The following is a 17642-nucleotide window of genomic DNA, read 5'->3' as shown; positions in this document are numbered from 1 at the left end:
CCACTCCTCGGCGGTCGCCACAGGAAGTGCGCAAGGCCGCGTACACGCAACAAACATCGCCTGCGGAGCCTTCACGGACTGTCTGTCGCGCCGGAGTTCAGCCATGACCAAAACCGTCCAACTCGATCTGCCGCTGCTTCTACCCGACGCGCCGGAGGCGTCGGACGCCTGTGTCGCCCGACTGATCGCGAGCCTCGGGCAAAAGCCGGGCGTGGCTAGGGTCCATGTCGCCGAAGGCGGGACCGACCCTCTGCTCTGCATCCACTATGACCCCGAATACTTGACGCTGGGGCAAGTGCGGCGAACAGCGCAAGCTGCAGGAGCTGAAATCGACGCCAGGTTCGGCCATATCAGCGGTCAGATCGTCGGCGTTCGTCATGTCCGTCAGGCGCGCAGCGTTCAAGCCGCCCTGACGGATCAGCACGGGGTGCTTGAAGCGCGCTTGGACCCGTCGGGCGCGCTGCGGCTCGAGTTTGACAGGACCCGGATCGACCAGGGTCAGATCGAGGCCCTCATCCAGAGCCAAGGACTCGTCTTTGTGGCGGCTGCCAGCGGTTCGCGAGACGCGGGAATGGAAACGAGGGCCGTGGTCGACGGCGAGCCGTCGTTGCGGGGCCACGCGGTCCGGGCCGCCGAGGACCACACCGTCGGGCTGGTCCTCAACCCGACCGAAGCGGCCCCTCCTTCCCATGTCCAGGAAGGTGAGAGCCCCCACGATCACGCCCCAGGGGGAGAGGACACCCATGACCACGCTCACGGCGGGTTCCTGGGGCCGAATACGGAATTGGTCTTCGCCTTCGCTTGCGGAGCCGCCCTGGCTCTGGGCTTCGGCCTCGAAAATCTGGCGAGCGGCCTTCCGGTCTGGGCTTCGATCGCCTGTTACATCGTCGCCTATGGCTTTGGCGGCTTCTTCACTGTCGGCGAGGCGTTCGAGAATCTGCGACGCAAACGGTTCGAGATCGACACCCTGATGCTCGTCGCCGCTGCCGGGGCCGCAGCCCTGGGGGCCTGGGCGGAGGGCGCGCTGCTGCTTTTCCTGTTCAGCATCGGTCATGCGCTCGAGCACTATGCTTTGGGTCGGGCCAAGCGCGCCATCGAAGCGCTCGCCGACCTCGCGCCACGAACTGCCCATGTGAAGCGCGGCGACCAAATCATTGAACTGCCAGTCGACCAGGTCGAGGTTGGCGACACCGTCGTCGTTCGCCCCAACGAACGTCTGCCGGCCGACGGGTTCGTCGTGGCGGGCGTGACCAGTGTCGACCAGGCGCCGGTGACCGGCGAAAGCATGCCGGTCGATAAACAGCCCGTCGCCGACCCTGCGCTGGCCCGAGCCGATCCTTCCCGGCTTGAACCGGCCTCGCTCGTGTTCGCCGGCACGATCAACGGCGCTGGCGCTATCGAGATCGAGACGACCCGCAAATCCAGCGACACCACCCTGGCCAAGGTGGTGAGGATGGTGAGCGAGGCGGAGACGCAAAAGTCACCGACCCAGCGCTTCACCGACCGCTTCGAACGCATCTTCGTTCCGGTGGTCCTGGCCCTAGCCTTCCTGCTCCTGTTCGCCTGGGTCGTGGTCGACGAGCCCTTCCGCGACAGCTTCTATCGCGCCATGGCGGTCCTGGTCGCGGCGAGTCCCTGCGCCCTGGCGATCGCGACGCCCAGCGCCGTCCTCTCAGGCGTGGCCCGAGCTGCGCGAGCCGGTGTTCTGATCAAGGGCGGCGCCCCCCTCGAGAATTTGGGCTCACTCAAGGCCATCGCGTTCGACAAGACCGGCACCCTCACCGAGGGCCGGCCTCGCATCACCGACGTCGTTACGGTCCGGGGGACGCGGCAGGCGGACCTGCTCGCCACGGCCGTCGCCGTTGAACGGCTCAGTGATCATCCGTTGGCTGAAGCCATCGCGCGAGACGGCGCCGAAAGGCTCGGATCGGCGCCGATCGCGACCGCCTCCGATGTGAGAAGCCTGACAGGGCAGGGGGTGACTGCCCTGGTCGAGGGAGAGACGATCTGGATCGGCAAGCCGGAGATGTTCGGAAGGGGCGACGTCGGCGCGCTCAGCGACGAGACGACAGCGGCTGTGGAGCAGCTCCGTCTGCAGGGCCGGACCCTCATGGTGGTTCGCAAAGGTGCACGCGACTTGGGCGTGATCGGCCTTCTGGACACGCCGCGCGCGGCGGCGCGCGGCACGCTGACCGCCCTGCGCAACCTGGGGATCTCGCGCATGATCATGATCTCCGGCGACCACCAGAAGGCCGCCCAAACCATTGCGGGTCAGGTCGGATTGACCGAGGCGTGGGGCGACCTGATGCCGGAGGACAAGGTTGAGGCGATCAAGAAGCTCCGCTTGGAAGGAATGATCGCCATGGTCGGCGACGGCGTCAATGACGCCCCCGCCATGGCTACGGCCACCGTCGGCATCGCCATGGGAGCGGCCGGATCGGACGTGGCCCTAGAGACGGCGGACGTGGCCCTGATGTCCGATGACTTGGCTCAGTTGCCGTTCACCATCGGCCTCAGCCGTCGCACCCGCGGCATCATCCTGCAGAACCTGATCGTCAGCCTGGGTGTCGTAGCCTTCCTGGTTCCCGCCACCATCCTGGGTCTTGGGATCGGCCCGGCGGTCGCACTTCACGAGGGATCCACCCTGCTTGTGGTCATCAACGCCCTGCGCCTGCTAGCCTATCGCGATCCGGCCCAAGCGGGGGCGTCGGACGCCCGGCGGATTTGACTCGAAAATTCCAGAGGACAGAACATTGAAAACCCGTCTTGGCTTAACTTCGCTCGTGGCCCTGCTTATCGCCGCAGCCGCCTTCGGCTTCGGCTGGATTTCCCGCCATCCGGCCGTCGACCTCAAGGCGCCCGCGGCGGTCGACGCCCGGCCCTTGGATCCGCATGCCGGCCATGCCGACGCCCCGACCGACAGCGCGTCGACACGTTCCTATCGGGAGGCAAGCGACCAGATGCACCGCGACATGGCCATCGACTACAGCGGCGACGCGGACCTCGACTTCATGCGCGGGATGATCGCCCACCACCAGGGCGCGATCGCGATGGCCAAGGTCGAGCAAGAGTTCGGCGACGATCCGGATGTGCGGGGCCTGGCCGGGGAAATCATCGCCGCCCAGACGGCCGAGATCGAACGGATGCGAATCTGGCTTGCGCGCCGGGAGACCTCGAAGCCGTCCGCCGGGAAGCCCTGACTTCATGGGCGGCAAACAGTTCACACGCCTGCAGCGCAGTATAAGTTGGAAGGAAGGGCGTTACGGTAAGCGCAGACGCGCCCGGGGCGTCAAGGTCGCGCCGAAACCGCCCACTTTGCTTGAGTATGGCCTGGGCCTGATCTCCAGCATTGTTGCGGTGGCGTTCGTTCTGGCAATGGCCTTCATTCTCCTGGGGTCTTTCCAGGTGCCCATGTACATTAGTTATGGAGCCTTGCTCGCGTTCGTTGGCGCCGGGGGCCTGATCTTGGGGCCACGCGATCGTCTGGGGATAATCGTTGCCGTAGGCCTCACACTGTTCTGGATTGTGGGCGTGATTGGCCTATTTCTGATTCGCCACGAAATACAGCTACATCGTCATGAGCATCGCGATGCGGTCAGCCGCATAGTCGTGCAACCCCGAGCGCGCTGAAACGGGCGTGGAGGCGGCTATCGGTCAGGCGAGATCTTCCGGCCTCACGCGCGGCGAATGGCTGGACGTTCTGCTGGTCACAGCCGGAGCTCAGATCACCTCTATCTATCCAGGCAGGTAGCCCCGGTGTCGTAGGGCCTGTTTTATCCAGCTTTCGATCGCGGTCTTCTACTCACCAACCTCAACAGCTTCGATTCCGGCCTGTACTGCCCCGCACCTCGGGGACCGTCTGACCTAGGCTCAGGCCCCATTCCTGTGATGCGCTCGATCTGAACTAGCCTCTGCAAGGAGACTGAACATAAGCGACCGCGACCGGGTGACTGACGAGCAGATGGCGCGGCTGCAGCCGCACCTTCCAAAGAGCCATGGCAAGCCCAGGGTTGACGATCGGCGCGTGCCGAGCGGGATCTGGAAGCGGTGGAGCGAGGCTGGGGTCTTCATCCGGATGAGGGAGGTGTTATCGGCGCTCAGGCCGAACGGCGCGCCCTCATGATCGACGCGACGTAACTCTAACCAAAGGCGCACCGCACAGCTTCGATCATGGGGTTAAAAAGTCTTTGGCTTGTTTATCGGACGTCCCTAAGGCGGCATGAACACAAGGCTGTATGCTGTGACCGATGCGCACGGACGCCGGATCGGTTTCTTCATGACGGCGGGTTAAGTCCAGTGACTACGCCCGTGCACCAGACCTTCTGGACAGCCTGCCAAAGGCGCACTGGCTGTTGGGCGATCAGGGCTATGACTCGAACTGGTTCAAAGGTGCCTTGCAGGCCAAAGGCATCACGCCCGCATCCACGGAAGTAAGTTGCGAAACGGACCCATCAAATATGACAAGGGTCGATACAAAAACCGAAATCCCATCGAGATTATGTTCGGCGGGCGGAAAAACAGGCGTCGCGTCACCACGACTGATGCCCGACCATCTTCCTCTACGCCATGGCCTTCGCCCCTGACGTGATCTTCTGGCTATGAGTCTTGAGCCGAAGCGGTTGTGAAGAATGTGCCTGTCCAAGCCGTTTCGCCCTTGCCGGAGCCTGGACTCAGACACCTACGATGCTTCGGGCGTGACATAGTTGCAGCGGATTTCAACCAGTTTCATCGCAGCGAGTGCAAATCGCAGATGAGCCGAAAAACAGAGACCAAAACCATTTGGTAGCGGGATGGTAGCGGCGGGAAAATTAGGGTGGGCGATCCCTATGGGATCGCCCTGCCGTAACCTATTGATAGCCTTAGCTATCTCGACTGGAGCGGGCGAAGAGATTCGAACTCTCGACCCCAACCTTGGCAAGGTTGTGCTCTACCACTGAGCTACGCCCGCACTCCGTAGGAGCTAGGTGCGCTCCCCGTCGAGGAGGGGGCGTATAGCGGAGGGTTGATCGGTCCTGCAAGAGGTTTTTTCAGGCTATCGCGCTTCGCGCTGCTTGAGCCAGGAAAACTCTGACGACCCCGTTCAGGAACACTCCCGCCGCTCGCCGCCTGAGCGCCTTCGCGCTCAAGCAGCGAGCTTCGTCATTCCCGCGAAGGCGGGAACGCGTCGCGAGCGTAGCGCCCCTCCGCGCGTCAGCGCGGCGCCAAGCGGATAGCCCCGTCCAGGCGGATGCACTCGCCGTTGATATAGACGTTGCGCGCCAGCTCCAGCACCAGGGAGGCGTAGTCGGCGGGCGTGCCCAGGCGGCTGGGGAAGGGGATGGCGGCGGCCAGGGCGTCCTGGATCTTCTGGTCCATGCCGGCCATCATCGGCGTCCACATGATGCCCGGCAGGATGGTGTTGCAGCGGACGCCTTCCTGGGCCAGGTCCCGCGCGATCGGCAGGGTCATGGCGTAGACCCCGCCCTTGGACGCCGAATAGGCCGCCTGGCCGATCTGGCCGTCCTGGGCCGCCACCGAGGCCGTATTGACGATCAGGCCGCGCTCGCCGTCCGCCATCGGCTCCAGCGTCACCATGCCCGCCGCCGACTGCGAGAGGACGCGGAAGGTGCCGAACAGATTGACCCGCACCGTGCGTTCGAACTGGGCCATGTCGTGGGCCTTGATCTCGCCGGTGTCCTTCTTGCGCGAGACGGTCTTCATGCCGGTGGCGATGCCGGCGCAGTTGACGGTCAGCCGCTCCTGGCCGTGGGCGGCGCGGGCCTTGGCGAAGGCGGCGGCGACCGAGGCGTCGTCGGTGACGTCCACCTGGCAGAAGACGCCGCCGATCTCGGCCGCGATGGCCTCGCCCTTCTCGGCGTTCAGGTCGAACAGGGCGACCTTGGCCCCGGTGGCGGCGATGGCGCGCGCCGTGCCTTCGCCCAGACCCGAGGCACCGCCCGTGACCACGGCGGAAATGGTGCTGTCGAGTTTCATCCCGGTCATTCCTATGTTGTATTGAACCTGAGTTTCGTTTGAGGATTTAGCGGCCATGAGCGCCAAAGCCAAACCCGTCGACGCCCTGGATCCGCGAAAGGCCCTCGTGCCCTCTGTGGTCAAGGTCAACGAGGTGCGAGTCGCCAAGGGCTTCTGGCCCAAGATCCAGCGCACGGCCGCCCGCATCCCCTTCGCCGATCAGGCCCTGGCGGCCTGGTACGCCGCCCGCGACCCGGCCACGCCCCTGCCCGCCAAGGGCATGATCTTCGCCGGCCTGGCCTATTTCATCATGCCGATCGACGCGATCCCCGACCTGTTCGCCGGCATCGGCTACACCGACGACGCCGCCGTCATCGCCGCCCTGATCGCCACCCTGGGCGCCAACATCAAACGCCGCCACCGCGACCAGGCCGAGGACGCGGTTCAGCGGTTGAAGGACAAATAGTCCAACCCCTCTCCCCTTGCGGGAGAGGGAGACCGCGCACGGCGGCGCAGCCGTCGTCCTGGCGCGGTCGGGCGAGGGGTCGCGCCGGCCTCGCCGTTTCGCACAAACCCCTCATCCGGCCCTTCGGGCCACCTTCTCCCGCAAGGGGAGAAGGAGACTCAATCCCCCACCGTCACAACGATCTTGCCCAGAGCCTGACGGTCGCCCAGCGCCTTGATCGCCTCTCCGGCCTTCTCCAGCGGGAAGGTCTTTGACACGCGCGGCTTGATCCTGCCCTCAGCGTACATCTGCATCAGCTCGGCCATATTGGCGGCGTGGCCTTTCGGATCACGCGCGACGGCCGCGCCCCAGAAGACGCCGATCACCGACACCGACTTCAGCAGGGTCAGGTTCAGCGGCAGGGACGGGATTCCCGCCGGGAAGCCGACCACCAGATAGCGCCCGTTCCAGTCCATGGCCCGCAGCGCCGGATCGGCGTAGTCGCCGCCCACCGCGTCATAGACCACGTCGGCCCCGTCTCGCCCCGTCGCCAGTTTGAACTCGCCCGACAGTTCCTTCTGCGCCGCCCTGTCCATCGGCCCGGTTGGATAGATCAGGCCGTTGTCGGCCCCCAGGTCCAAAGCGAACTGGACCTTGTCATTGGTCGAGGCGGCCGCCACGACCCGCGCCCCCATGGCCTTGCCGAGTTCGACCGCGGCCGCGCCCACGCCCCCGGCCGCGCCCAGCACCAGCAGGGTCTCGCCCGGCTGCAGCTTCGCCCGGTCCTTCAGGGCGTAATAGCTGGTGCCATAGGTCATGATCAGGGCCGCGGCCTCTTCGAAGCTCATGGCCTCTGGAATGGGAATGACCGTCTCGGCCCGCACCGCCAGCCGCTCCACCAGCCCGCCCCAGCCGGGCACGGCGATGACCCGGTCGCCCTTGGCCACGCCCTTGACGCCCTCGCCCACCGCCTCGACCACGCCGGCGACTTCCGCGCCGGGCGAGAAGGGACGTTCGGGCCGGAACTGGTATTTGTCCTCGATGATCAGCGTATCGGGATAGTTGATCCCCACGGCCTTCACCTCGATCACCACCTCGCCCGCCTTGGGCGTAGGATCGAGCACGTCTTCCACCACCAGGGTTTCGGGACCGCCAGGAGCCTTGGACAAGACAGCGCGCATTATTCCTCCTTGGCCTAGCGCGCTTCGCGCGACTTGAGGCCGTTGGTTTATTGGACAAGCCGACATGGCGCGGCCTTCATCCCAACGCTAAAGAGCGCCACGCCCGATTGAAAGAGGCGACAGAAACAGGCTCAGGAAGACGACATGACCGCCCTCATCCTCCACGGCGGCGCCGGCGCCCGGCGCGAACGCAACTATGACGCCGAGGTCGTGCACATGCGCCAGGTGGTCGAGGCCATGAAGGCGCGGCTGGACGCGGGCGACAGCGCCCTGGACGTGGCCGTGGCGGCCGTGACCCTGCTTGAGGATTCCGGCCTCTATGTCGCCGGCAAGGGCGCCTCGCCCAATCTGGCCGGCGCCTATGAGCTGGACGCCAGCCTGATGGACGGATCGACCAAGCGCGCCGGGTCGGTCGCCGCCCTGCAAGGCTTCCGCAACCCCGTCGTCGCCGCCCGCGCCGTCATGGACCGCACGCCCCACGTCATGCTGGTCGGCGAGGGCGCGGCCCTGTTCGCGCACGATCAGGGGCTTGAGCCCATCGCCGACGAGGCCGCCTGGTACACCGGCGCCGGCCAGGGCGAGGACAATCATCCGCCCGGAACCCTCAGCCACGGCACGGTCGGCGCCTGCGTGCTGGACAGCCAGGACCGTCTCGCCGCCGCCACCTCGACCGCCGGGGTCTTCGGCAAGATGCCGGGCCGCGTCGGCGACACCCCCATCCCCGCCGCCGGAACCTGGGCCGACGGCCATGCCGCGACCTCCTGCACCGGCCAGGGCGAATATTTCATCCGCGTCGCCGCCGCCGCCCAGGTCGCCTGGCGCGTCGCCGCCGGCCAGACCCTGGCCGCCGCCACCCAGGCCGTGATCGACGAGATCGGCGGGATGGGGGGCGACGGCGGAATGATCGCCCTCGACGCCGCCGGAAACATCGCCTGCCCTTTCAACAGCCAGGGCATGAAGCGCGCCTGGCTGACGTCCGCCGGCGATATCGGCGTCGAGGTGTTCGGACGCTGAAGATTACAGCTCTGTAAGGTGCGTTGCGGGCAATCGCTGATACGGTCCAGCCGCCCGGCGTTCCGGGCCTTGGAGAGCCGCATGAAATTCCGCCTGTCCCTTACCGTCGCCGCCTCGGCCCTGCTGCTGGGGCTGGCCGCCCCCGCCTTCGCCGCCCCGGCCCCCGCGCCCGCCGCTGTCCAAGCCGCCCAGGGCGTGGTCGTGCCGCCGCTGGGATTCGCCAAGCGCGTGCTGCCGAACGGGCTTGAGGTCTATACGGCGCGCGACGCCGACACCTCGAACGTGACGGTCCAGGTCTGGTACAAGGTGGGGTCCAAGGACGATCCCGCCGGCCGCTCGGGCTTCGCCCACCTGTTCGAACACCTGATGTTCAAGGCGACGAAGAACCTGCCGCCCGAGACCTTCGACCGGCTGACCGAGGACGTGGGCGGGTCCAACAACGCCTTCACCGCCGACGACACCACCGCCTATTTCGAAACGGTTCCGGCCAACCACCTGCAGCGGATGCTGTTCGCCGAGGCCGAGCGGATGGGCTCCCTGGTCGTGGACGAGCCGACCTTCGTCGCCGAGCGCGACGTGGTGAAGGAGGAATACCGCCAGCGCATCCTGGCCAATCCCTACGGCCGGCTGTTCGGCCTGTTCGTGCCCGAGACCCTGTATCAGGAGAGCCCCTATCGCCGCGCCGGCATCGGCTCGATCGAGGAGCTCGAGGCCTCGTCCCTGGACGACGTGCTGCGCTTCCACGCCACCTATTACCGGCCCGACAACGCCTATCTGATCGTGGCGGGCAATTTCGACCAGGCCCAGCTGGACCGCTGGATCGACCAGTATTTCGCCCCGCTGAAGAACCCGACCACGCCCCTGCCGGCCAATAATGTCGTCGAGCCCGAGCCGACCGGCCCGCGCGACGCCACCTATTATGCGCCCAACGTGCCCCTGCCCACCGCTGTCGTCGGCTGGCCGACGGTCAAGTACGCCGACGCCGATCGCGCCGCCCTGACCGTGCTGGACGGCATCCTGTCCACCGGCGAGTCGAGCCGCCTGTACCGGTCGCTGGTCTATGATCAGCAGATCGCCGCCCAGATCGGCTCGACCCCCGACTTCGCCCAGCAGGCCGGCAATCTGACCGCCCTGGCCATCATGGCCCAGGGCCATACGGCCGAAGAGGGCGTGGCCGCCCTGAACGCCGAGATCGCCAAGCTGCGCGACGCCCCCGTCACCGCCGCCGAACTGACCGAGGCCAAGAACGAGATCGTCGCCGACGCCCTGCGCAGCCGCGAGACGGTGGACGACCGCGCCACGGCGCTCGGTTTCGCCCTGATCAACACCGGCGACGCCGCCGCCGCCGACCGCGAGATCGCCCAGATCCAGGCCGTCACGGTCGCCGACATCCAGCGCGTGGCGCGCAAATATCTGACGCCGCAGCGCCAGGCGACGATCCGCTACCTGGCCGCCGACGAGCAGAACCCGCCCTCGGTTCAGAAGATGAACGTCGACGCCCCGGTCAAGGTCGCCGACCTGGCGCCGGCCGGAACCCCTGCGGTCCTGCTGCCCGAGGCCGAACGCACGCCCCTGCCGCAGCCGGGAGCCGAAGTGGCCCCGGCCACGCCCAGCGTCGCCGACTTCCGTCTCGACAACGGCCTGCGCGTCCTGGTCGCCCCGACCGACGGCCTGCCGCTGGTGTCGGCCCGTCTCAGCTTCGACGCCGGCTCGGCCGACGATCCGACGGGCAAGGCCGGGATCGCCGCCATGACCGCCGCCCTGCTGACCCAGGGCACCAAGACCAGGACGGCGCCCGAGATCGCGACCCAGATCGAACAACTGGGCGCCTCGGTCGGCGCCGGCGCCGGCGTGGACTTCACCAATGTCTACGCCAACGCCCCGGCCAACGCCTTCCCGGCGACAGTCGCCCTGATGGCCGATCTGGTGAAGAACCCGGTCTTCGCCGCCGAGGAGCTTGAGCGTCAGCAGGCCCAGGCCCTGGACGGCCTGCGCGTCGCGCTCAGCCAGCCGAGCTCCATCGCCAGCATGACCGTGGGCCGCGTCATCTATGGCGACGCCCCCTATGGCGCGACGCTCACGCCACAGACGGTGCCGGCCATCACCCCCGCCGACGTCGCCGCCTTCCACGCCGCCCGCTATCGGCCGTCGGACGCCACCCTGGTCTTCTCGGGCGACATCACCCCCGCCGCCGCCCGCGCCCTGGCGCAACAGGCGTTCGGCGACTGGCGCCCGGCCGGGACGGCGCCCGCCGGCGCCGCCAATCCCGCAGGTCAGGCTCTGGCCCCGCGCATCGTGGTGGTGAACCAGCCGGGCGCTGGTCAGGCCGCCGTCACCGCCGCCATCCGCGGCGTGTCGCGCACCGACGCCGACTATTTCCCGCTGACGGTGGGCAACACCCTGCTGGGCGGCGGCTTCTCGTCGCGGCTGAACCAGGAAATCCGCATCAAGCGCGGCCTGTCCTACGGCGCCGGATCCTCGCTGGGCGTCCGCGCCGACGCGGGTCTCTTCACCGCCTCGGCCCAGACCAAGAACGAGACCGCCGACGAGGTCGCCGACCTGATCCTGGCCGAGATCGCCAAACTGGGCGCCGAAACCCCGACCCAGACCGACCTGGCCCCGCGCCGGGCCACCCTGATCGGCGGCTTCGGCCGCTCGCTGGAGACAGTCGACGGCCTGGGCTCGCTGGTCGCCAATCTGGCTCTGTACGACCTGCCGATGAGCGATCTGGCCGACTACGCCGGCCGCGTCCGCGCCGTGACCCCGGAACAGGTCCAGGCCGCCTTCGCCGACCACCTGCCGGTCAATCGCGCCAGCCTGGTGATCGTCGGTGACAGCTCGCTGTTCCTCGACGCCCTGCGCGCCAAACACCCGAACCTGGAGGTCATCGAGGCCGGGGACCTGAACCTGAACAGCGGCGCGCTGAAGTAGGGTTCGCGAAGACCTCTCCCTCCCCGTTCCGGGGAGGGAGGGGCGCCGCCTCAAATCCTCAAACCGACAGACACACCACCTGCGCCACGCGCAGGTCCCGCCGCAACGCATCCGCCACCCGGCCATAGTTGTCGATGGTCACCGGCTCGCCCAGCACCACCTCGTCCGCGCGCTGTTCGCCGCGAATGGCGGGGGCGAAGGATTCCGGCGCCGTGGTGTAGATTCGCCCCCGGCGCGGGGCCTCGGCGATAGTGACCCCCAGGACGCGGCCGCGTCCATCCATCACCGGCGCGCCCGACAGACCCGACAGGGTGCCCTCCAGCCCGTCGGTGCGTCCGACCTCGGCCCAGGCCAGGACCGGCTCGTCACGGGCGCCGCGCCCGAACACCTTCAGGGTCTCGCGACCCAGCAGGCGCGAGGTCACCTCGCCGGCCCGCCCCTGGGGGAAGCCGGGATGAAAGGCGCGCTGGCCCTTGCGCAGCGGCGTCTGGGCGGCGACCGGCAGGGCGGGCGGGCCGCCGTCCGTAATGAGCAGCGCCACGTCGGCGCGGGGCGCCAGGCGCACGTCGGCGGCCACGGCCCGGCCGCCGCCGATCACCAGGGCCGGGCGACGACAGCCCTCGACCACATGGCGGGCGGTGATCCAGCGGCCGCGCCCGGCGATGGAAAAGGCGGTGCCGGACCGGGGCCTGAAAGGCGTGTCAGGCGCGTCCAGGGTGACGGCCGCATCGAAGGGGGTGACGGGCCCCAGCAGGGCGCCCTCGATCTCGTCCGGCGGCGGCGGTGCAGGCGGAGCGTCGGCGTTCTCGCGCCGGCCCAGCGACACGGCCAGCAGCACGCCCGCGACCGCGCTGTAGATGGCCCAGTCCGGCAGGCGGGGGAATTGCATGGGCCAGCCCGCCGATCAGCCGGTCAGGGCGGCGGACAGGATCACGGCCGTGGCGAGCTTGGCCCCCACCAGGACCACGGCGGCCGAGACCTCGCCGTCCTTGATCCGCTGCGGCAGGCCGTGCAGCATCAGGTCCACGACCCGGAAGGCCAGCAACTGCAGCACCAGGGTCGCCACCCCCCAGATGGTGATGTCCCGAACCGAGGTCGAGACCGACAGGGACACCGCCAGCGGAATGGCCAGACCGACCAGAATCCCGGCGAAGGCCACGGCGGCGGCCGGATTGCCCTCGCGGATCAAGGCGATCTCCTTCCACGGCGTCAGCATGGCGTAGATCGCCGCCCCCGCTGCGAGCAGCAGCAGGGTGACGGCCAGGTGCATGACCATGACCGGAAAGCCCGAGGCGAAAGCCTGCACCTCGGCGCTGGACAGAACGTCGGACAGTGATGGGTCCATATCCACACGCCTTGCCCGATTGCCGCCCCAATCCGCAAGCGCGCGGCGGACACAGTGCGTGACATTATGTGTCGAAGGGGCCGTCACCTCCCCTCTGGGGCGATGGCGCGGCGCTTCTTCAGCCGTGGCGGAGGGGGCATTTCCGCATCACCCGCGCCCGAGGGGCCTCAAAAACCCCTGTACGCCACGCGCGACGCCCTCCCCATCTCATGGGAAGGCAACGAAACTAAGCCGCCGCCTGCTCCGTCTTCCTGAGCGTGCTCGCCCGCACCTTCTCGCTCTCGGACTTCAGCTGGCCGCAGGCGGCCAGGATGTCGCGGCCGCGCGGCGTGCGGATGGGGCTGGCGTAGCCGGCCTTGTTCAGGATGGCGGCGAAACGCTCGATCGTCTTCCAGTCCGAGCATTCGTATTCGACGCCCGGCCAGGGGTTGAACGGGATCAGGTTGATCTTGGCCGGTATGCCCTCGATCAGCTTCAGCAGGGCCCGCGCCTCTTCGGGGCTGTCGTTGACGCCCTTCAGCATGACGTATTCGAACGTCACCCGGCGCGCGTTCGACAGGCCCGGATAGGCCCGGATGCCCGCCATCAGCTGGTCCAGCGGATATTTCTTGTTCAGCGGCACCAGAACGTCGCGCAGGGCGTCGTTGGTGGCGTGCAGGCTGATGGCCAGCATGGCCGCCGTGCGCGTGCCAAGGGCGTCGAGCTGCGGCACCACGCCCGAAGTCGAGACCGTGATCCGCCGACGCGACAGGGCGATGCCCTCATTGTCAGAGATGATGTCGATGGCGTCGGCGACATGGTCCAGATTGTAGAGCGGCTCGCCCATGCCCATGAAGACGATGTTCGACAGGCGACGGTCTTCTTTCGGAGACGGCCATTCCTCCAGGTCGTCGCGGGCCACCTGGACCTGGGCCACGATCTCGGCGGCGGTCAGGTTGCGGACCAGCTTCTGGGTTCCGGTGTGGCAGAAGGTGCAGTTCAGGGTGCAGCCGACCTGGCTGGACACGCACAGGGCGCCGGCCCGGCCCACGTCGGGGATATAGACGGTCTCGATCTCGATGCCCGGCGCGGTTCGGATCAGCCATTTGCGGGTGCCGTCTTTCGACACCTGACGTTCGACGATCTCGGGCCGGGCCAGGGTGAAATGCTCGGCCAGCTTGGCCTGCATGTCCTTGGCCACATTGCTCATGGCCGAAAACTCGGTGACGCCATAGTGGTGGATCCAGCCCCACACCTGGCTGGCGCGCATCTTGGCCTTTTCGGGCGGACAGACATTCGCGTCGATCAGGGCCTGGCGCAGGCCCGCACGCGTCAGACCGGACAGGTTGACGGGGGCTTTCAAAGCCGGCGCGTTGGAGACACGGGAAAGATCGAGCGTGATGCTCAAGGCGGCGATCCTGGATGCGGTTTAGCCGGCCTATATAGCACGAACCCCGGCAATTGCATGACCGGGCGGTTCCCGACCCGGCTAGAGCCCCACGTCCCACACCCCAGCGTCGCGCATCCGGGTCAGTTTCGCCTCTTCCGCCCGGCCGCCCATCTCCTGGGCCATGCCGCGCACGGCGGTGGAGACGGTGGTCTTGTGCACGCCAGGAACCAGGGCGTGGGCGAAGGCGGCGCCGGCCAGCCGCAGCAGGCGGAAACCGAAGACGGTCGAGGCGGCCATATGCTGGAGATAGGTCTCGCCGACCTGGCGGGGGTGCTCGCGGAACAGGCGGTCGAACGCCGTCGAACCAGAGCGGGCGCGGTCGATCGTCGTCTGGCTCATGCGGCGGCTCCGGGTGTTCGCGAACGCCGATGGTCATGTGGGAGCGGGCCTGACGCAAGCCTTGTTTTGCAACCGCCCGACACAAGCCGCCGCCGAGCCCATCGTCATGCGCGAGAACTCGGGCTAGAGTCGCGTCTCGATCAAGGAAATCTCGATGACGCTTCGCTCCACGGCCGCCTCGACCCTCGCTCTTGCGGCCGCTCTGCTGGCCTTCGCCGGTCCGGTCCTTGCGCAGTCTCCGGCGCAGTCCGGCCCCAGCTATCTTCCCTATGACGCCCGGCGCGGAGTCTTCAGTTTCGCCGCCGGCCTGGAGGCCTCCCTGCCCGCCGTGGTCCAGGTGACGACCCTGGGCCAGTCGCGCGGCCCCAGCTCGGACGCCGACGATCCCAAACCCTACGCCTCGGGCTCGGGCGTCATCGTCGACGCGGCCCAGGGCATATTGATCACCAACAACCACGTGGTCGAGAACGGGCGGAAATTCACCGTCGACCTGACCGACGGCCGCCTGTTCGACGCCGTCCTGGTCGGGGCGGACAAGGCCACCGACATCGCCGTGCTGAAGATCGTGCCCGACGGCCGGCCGCTGAACCTGAAACAGGTCCAGACGGTCGATTCCGACACCCTGCGCACCGGCGACCTGGCCTTTGCGGTCGGATATCCGCTGGGCCTGGACCAGACCCTGACCATGGGCGTCATCTCGGGCCTGAACCGTTCGGGCCTGGGCGACGCCGTCGAGGACTATATCCAGACCGACGCGGCCGTGAACTCGGGCAATTCGGGCGGGCCGCTGCTGGACAGCCGGGGGCGGCTGATCGGGATCAACACCTCGATCCTGTCGGGCGGCATGGGCGGGGGCAATGACGGCATCGCCTTCGCCGTGCCGACGCGGATCATGCTGTATGTCGCCGACCAGCTGCGCGCCCACGGCGAGGTCAAGCGCGGCGAGACCGGGGCCATCTTCGCCTCCCTGACCGCCGAACGCGCCCGCGAGATGCGGCTGGGCATCGTGCGCGGGGCCGTGGTCGCCGACGTGGCCCCGGGCTCGCCGGCCGAGCGGGCAGGCCTGCGCGACGACGACGTCGTCACCCGCATCCAGGGCCGGCCGGTGGCCAACGCCGGGTCGGTCAACGCCACGGTCGGCGTCGCCGCGCCGGGGTCCAGCCTGAACGTGGTCTATCTGCGCGCCGGGCACGAGGCGACGACCGCCCTGACGGTTGCGGCCCCCGTCGAGGGCGCGATCCATATCGGCGCGGACCGGGTGCTGGCTTACGGCGCCACCCTGCGCGACCTCGATGGCGAGGTTCAGGTCGTCGCTGTCGAGGGCGGCTCGGCGGCGGCCCAGGGCGAACTGATCGCCGGCGACATCATCACTTCAGTCGGGGGCGCCCCGGTCGCAGACGCCCGCGCGGCGGCCGAGGCCCTGCGCGGATCGGCGGGCGCGACCGCGATCGAGGGGCGCCGCAATGGCGATACGGTGACGGTGAACCTGGAAATCCCTCTTACGGCCTGAGGCGCGGCCTAAAGGCTTCGGGTCGGGCGCCGACCGTGGCGCATCCGACCCGAGCCTGGCTCCAGAAAGAAACACCCGCCTTGCCTGGGAGGGGGAGGGGATCGGCAAGGCGGGCGCTCGCTTGGAGGAAGCATCGGCCGCCGGAGCCCTTTGTGGAAACATCCAGGGGGCTGGGGGGGGCTGTTCAGGATCCGGACGCTTCCGAACTCCGACGAGCCGATGATCGGTATCTCGCCTTCCAAACGGGCGGGCGAAGGACCGAAACAGGGCCATTTGGTGTCGCGGGCGTTTTCTTCCCCGCCAGACCCCTCTGGCGCCGCTCGCCGGGGCGACTAAGTTCAGACCATGAGCATGACCCCGCACGAGGCCCAGCCCCAATCCGGCACGGTCTTCTTCGAACGGCGCGAGCTGGACCTGATCCTGCGGGTCTATGGCCGCATGGTCGCCCAGGGGGAATGGCGCGACTACGCCATGGTCGGCCACAAGGACTTCGCCGAGTTCGCCGTCTTCCGCCGGTCGGGCGACGCCCCCTTCTACCGCATCGAGAAACGCCCGGCGCTCCAGGCGCGTCAGGGCCAGTGGGCGATCATCGGCGAAGGCGGCCAGATCCTGAAACGCGGCCGCGACCTGGCCCAGGCGCTACGGGTCTTCGACGGGCGGAAGTTCCAGGTGATCGACTGACCCAAAAGAAAGGGCCCCGCGAGGGGCCCTTTCCGCATCCGTCTTGCGACAGGTCTTAGTTCCGGTTGCCGCCCATGAAGGCCAGCAGGAATTGGAACAGGTTCACGAAGTTGATGAACAGGCTCAGGGCGCCGAAGCCCGTGGCCACGCCCATGGCGTTCTGGTCGCCGCCCAGGGCGTAGTAGGTCATCTTCAGACGCTGGGTGTCATAGGCGATCAGACCCGCGAAGATCAGCACGCCCAGGCCCGAGATGATCAGGTACAGGGTCCCCGACTGCATGAACATGTTGACGATCATCGCGACGATCAGGCCGATCACGCCGAAGATCAGGAAGGTGCCCATGGCCGTCAGGTCCTTCTTGGTGGTGTAACCCACCAGGCTCAGACCGCCGAAGGCCGCCGCCGTGACCAGGAAGGTCGAGGCCAGCGAGGCGCCGGTATAGCGCAGGAACAGGACGCCCAGGCCCGCGCCGATCGAGGCGACCACGGCCCAGTACAGCAGGTTCACGCCCTTGGCCGTCGGGTTCTTCATGAAGAACATCGAACCGAAAAGCAGGACCAGGGGCGAGAACTGGACGATCATGCCCAGCATGGTCAGGCCGACGCGGCCGTCCGGCGTTACGCCGAACAGCAGTTGCTGCACCGCCGGCACATTGCCGGTGACATAGGCCAGGGCCGCCGCGACCACGAGGCCCAGGGCCAGCTTGTTGTAGACGCCCAGCATGAAGCCGCGCAGGCCGGCGTCCACCGACATGTCGGCCGTCTGCGGCAGGGGGCGGGCGTAGCCGTTGTTGAAATCGCTCATGGCGACGTGC

General features: G+C 67.8%; 15 protein-coding genes, 1 tRNA gene and 1 pseudogene. 9 read left to right on the top strand and 8 right to left on the bottom strand.

Annotated features, from left to right (window positions below; genetic code table 11):
• Window positions 1–103: 103 nt before the first annotated feature.
• The 4 genes and pseudogenes from AC07NC_RS02605 (at window position 104) to AC07NC_RS02590 (ending at window position 4602) form a co-directional block, all read left to right on the top strand.
• Window positions 104–2728, top strand: coding sequence for a heavy metal translocating P-type ATPase (locus tag AC07NC_RS02605; RefSeq protein ID WP_494568485.1), 2625 nt, complete (start codon window positions 104–106; stop codon window positions 2726–2728).
• Between the two features lie 25 nt (window positions 2729–2753).
• Window positions 2754–3200, top strand: coding sequence for a CopM family metallochaperone (gene copM, locus AC07NC_RS02600; protein ID WP_494568484.1), 447 nt, complete (start codon window positions 2754–2756; stop codon window positions 3198–3200).
• Between the two features lie 4 nt (window positions 3201–3204).
• Window positions 3205–3630 (top strand): hypothetical protein, encoded by a 426-nt coding sequence (locus AC07NC_RS02595; RefSeq protein WP_494568483.1) that lies wholly within the window; start codon window positions 3205–3207, stop codon window positions 3628–3630.
• 298 nt (window positions 3631–3928) lie between these two features.
• Window positions 3929–4602, top strand: a pseudogene (locus AC07NC_RS02590) (transposase).
• Window positions 4603–4873: 271 nt separating this feature from the next.
• Here the strand turns inward: AC07NC_RS02590 and AC07NC_RS02585 are convergent.
• A tRNA-Gly gene (locus AC07NC_RS02585) sits at window positions 4874–4948 on the bottom strand.
• A 242-nt stretch (window positions 4949–5190) separates the two neighbouring features.
• Window positions 5191–5973, bottom strand: coding sequence for an SDR family NAD(P)-dependent oxidoreductase (locus AC07NC_RS02580; protein WP_040349825.1), 783 nt, complete (start codon window positions 5971–5973; stop codon window positions 5191–5193).
• 55 nt (window positions 5974–6028) lie between these two features.
• On the opposite strand from AC07NC_RS02580, the gene AC07NC_RS02575 reads away from it, so the two are divergent.
• A complete protein-coding gene (locus AC07NC_RS02575) occupies window positions 6029–6418 on the top strand; it encodes a YkvA family protein (RefSeq protein WP_154726330.1) in 390 nt (129 codons plus the stop codon).
• Between the two features lie 158 nt (window positions 6419–6576).
• Here AC07NC_RS02575 and AC07NC_RS02570 read toward each other — a convergent pair whose 3' ends face one another.
• Entirely contained in the window at window positions 6577–7578 is a 1002-nt protein-coding gene (locus AC07NC_RS02570) for an NADPH:quinone oxidoreductase family protein (RefSeq protein ID WP_490333984.1), read from the bottom strand.
• Window positions 7579–7722: 144 nt separating this feature from the next.
• Here AC07NC_RS02570 and AC07NC_RS02565 point away from each other — a divergent pair, with 144 nt between their 5' ends.
• Both AC07NC_RS02565 and AC07NC_RS02560 read left to right on the top strand, forming a co-directional pair.
• Window positions 7723–8592 carry an isoaspartyl peptidase/L-asparaginase family protein gene (locus AC07NC_RS02565; RefSeq protein ID WP_494568482.1) on the top strand — a complete coding sequence of 290 codons (870 nt, stop codon included), beginning with the start codon at window positions 7723–7725 and terminating at the stop codon, window positions 8590–8592.
• Between the two features lie 81 nt (window positions 8593–8673).
• Window positions 8674–11523: a M16 family metallopeptidase gene (locus tag AC07NC_RS02560; RefSeq protein ID WP_494568481.1), complete on the top strand. Its 2850-nt coding sequence runs from the start codon at window positions 8674–8676 to the stop codon at window positions 11521–11523.
• A 58-nt stretch (window positions 11524–11581) separates the two neighbouring features.
• On the opposite strand, the gene AC07NC_RS02555 is transcribed toward AC07NC_RS02560, so the two are convergent.
• The 4 genes from AC07NC_RS02555 to AC07NC_RS02540 all read right to left on the bottom strand — a co-directional run bounded on the left by AC07NC_RS02555 (window position 11582) and on the right by AC07NC_RS02540 (window position 14636).
• Window positions 11582–12412 carry a S1 family peptidase gene (locus AC07NC_RS02555; protein WP_154726334.1) on the bottom strand — a complete coding sequence of 277 codons (831 nt, stop codon included), beginning with the start codon at window positions 12410–12412 and terminating at the stop codon, window positions 11582–11584.
• 15 nt (window positions 12413–12427) lie between these two features.
• Window positions 12428–12868, bottom strand: coding sequence for a DUF350 domain-containing protein (locus AC07NC_RS02550; RefSeq protein WP_008263805.1), 441 nt, complete (start codon window positions 12866–12868; stop codon window positions 12428–12430).
• Window positions 12869–13094: 226 nt separating this feature from the next.
• The gene (rlmN, locus tag AC07NC_RS02545) at window positions 13095–14255 is read right to left on the bottom strand and encodes a dual-specificity RNA methyltransferase RlmN (protein WP_292147802.1); all 1161 of its coding nucleotides are present in this window, start codon (window positions 14253–14255) and stop codon (window positions 13095–13097) included.
• 81 nt (window positions 14256–14336) lie between these two features.
• Complete coding sequence (locus tag AC07NC_RS02540; protein WP_494568480.1) at window positions 14337–14636, bottom strand: DUF6356 family protein; 300 nt, start codon at window positions 14634–14636, stop codon at window positions 14337–14339.
• Window positions 14637–14790: 154 nt separating this feature from the next.
• On the opposite strand from AC07NC_RS02540, the gene AC07NC_RS02535 reads away from it, so the two are divergent.
• Window positions 14791–16146: a trypsin-like peptidase domain-containing protein gene (locus tag AC07NC_RS02535; protein WP_292147804.1), complete on the top strand. Its 1356-nt coding sequence runs from the start codon at window positions 14791–14793 to the stop codon at window positions 16144–16146.
• 345 nt (window positions 16147–16491) lie between these two features.
• Entirely contained in the window at window positions 16492–16827 is a 336-nt protein-coding gene (locus AC07NC_RS02530) for a DUF2794 domain-containing protein (RefSeq protein WP_291752284.1), read from the top strand.
• Between the two features lie 55 nt (window positions 16828–16882).
• On the opposite strand, the gene AC07NC_RS02525 is transcribed toward AC07NC_RS02530, so the two are convergent.
• Window positions 16883–17632: a Bax inhibitor-1/YccA family protein gene (locus tag AC07NC_RS02525; protein ID WP_008263679.1), complete on the bottom strand. Its 750-nt coding sequence runs from the start codon at window positions 17630–17632 to the stop codon at window positions 16883–16885.
• Between the last annotated feature and the right edge of the window lie 10 nt (window positions 17633–17642).

The sequence above is a fragment of the Brevundimonas sp. GW821-FHT10A07 genome (genome assembly GCF_059415785.1).
This window is presented reverse-complemented; position numbering and strand designations above follow the sequence as displayed.

Coding starts and splice junctions, on each gene's coding strand:
- AC07NC_RS02535 (WP_292147804.1), top strand. CDS start 14,791: ATGACGCTTCGCTCCACGGCCGCCTCGACCCTCGCTCTTGCGGCCGCT.
- AC07NC_RS02555 (WP_154726334.1), bottom strand. CDS start 12,412: ATGCAATTCCCCCGCCTGCCGGACTGGGCCATCTACAGCGCGGTCGCG.
- AC07NC_RS02525 (WP_008263679.1), bottom strand. CDS start 17,632: ATGAGCGATTTCAACAACGGCTACGCCCGCCCCCTGCCGCAGACGGCC.
- AC07NC_RS02580 (WP_040349825.1), bottom strand. CDS start 5,973: ATGAAACTCGACAGCACCATTTCCGCCGTGGTCACGGGCGGTGCCTCG.
- AC07NC_RS02565 (WP_494568482.1), top strand. CDS start 7,723: ATGACCGCCCTCATCCTCCACGGCGGCGCCGGCGCCCGGCGCGAACGC.
- AC07NC_RS02570 (WP_490333984.1), bottom strand. CDS start 7,578: ATGCGCGCTGTCTTGTCCAAGGCTCCTGGCGGTCCCGAAACCCTGGTG.
- AC07NC_RS02530 (WP_291752284.1), top strand. CDS start 16,492: ATGAGCATGACCCCGCACGAGGCCCAGCCCCAATCCGGCACGGTCTTC.
- AC07NC_RS02560 (WP_494568481.1), top strand. CDS start 8,674: ATGAAATTCCGCCTGTCCCTTACCGTCGCCGCCTCGGCCCTGCTGCTG.
- AC07NC_RS02595 (WP_494568483.1), top strand. CDS start 3,205: ATGGGCGGCAAACAGTTCACACGCCTGCAGCGCAGTATAAGTTGGAAG.
- AC07NC_RS02605 (WP_494568485.1), top strand. CDS start 104: ATGACCAAAACCGTCCAACTCGATCTGCCGCTGCTTCTACCCGACGCG.
- AC07NC_RS02540 (WP_494568480.1), bottom strand. CDS start 14,636: ATGAGCCAGACGACGATCGACCGCGCCCGCTCTGGTTCGACGGCGTTC.
- AC07NC_RS02575 (WP_154726330.1), top strand. CDS start 6,029: ATGAGCGCCAAAGCCAAACCCGTCGACGCCCTGGATCCGCGAAAGGCC.
- AC07NC_RS02550 (WP_008263805.1), bottom strand. CDS start 12,868: ATGGACCCATCACTGTCCGACGTTCTGTCCAGCGCCGAGGTGCAGGCT.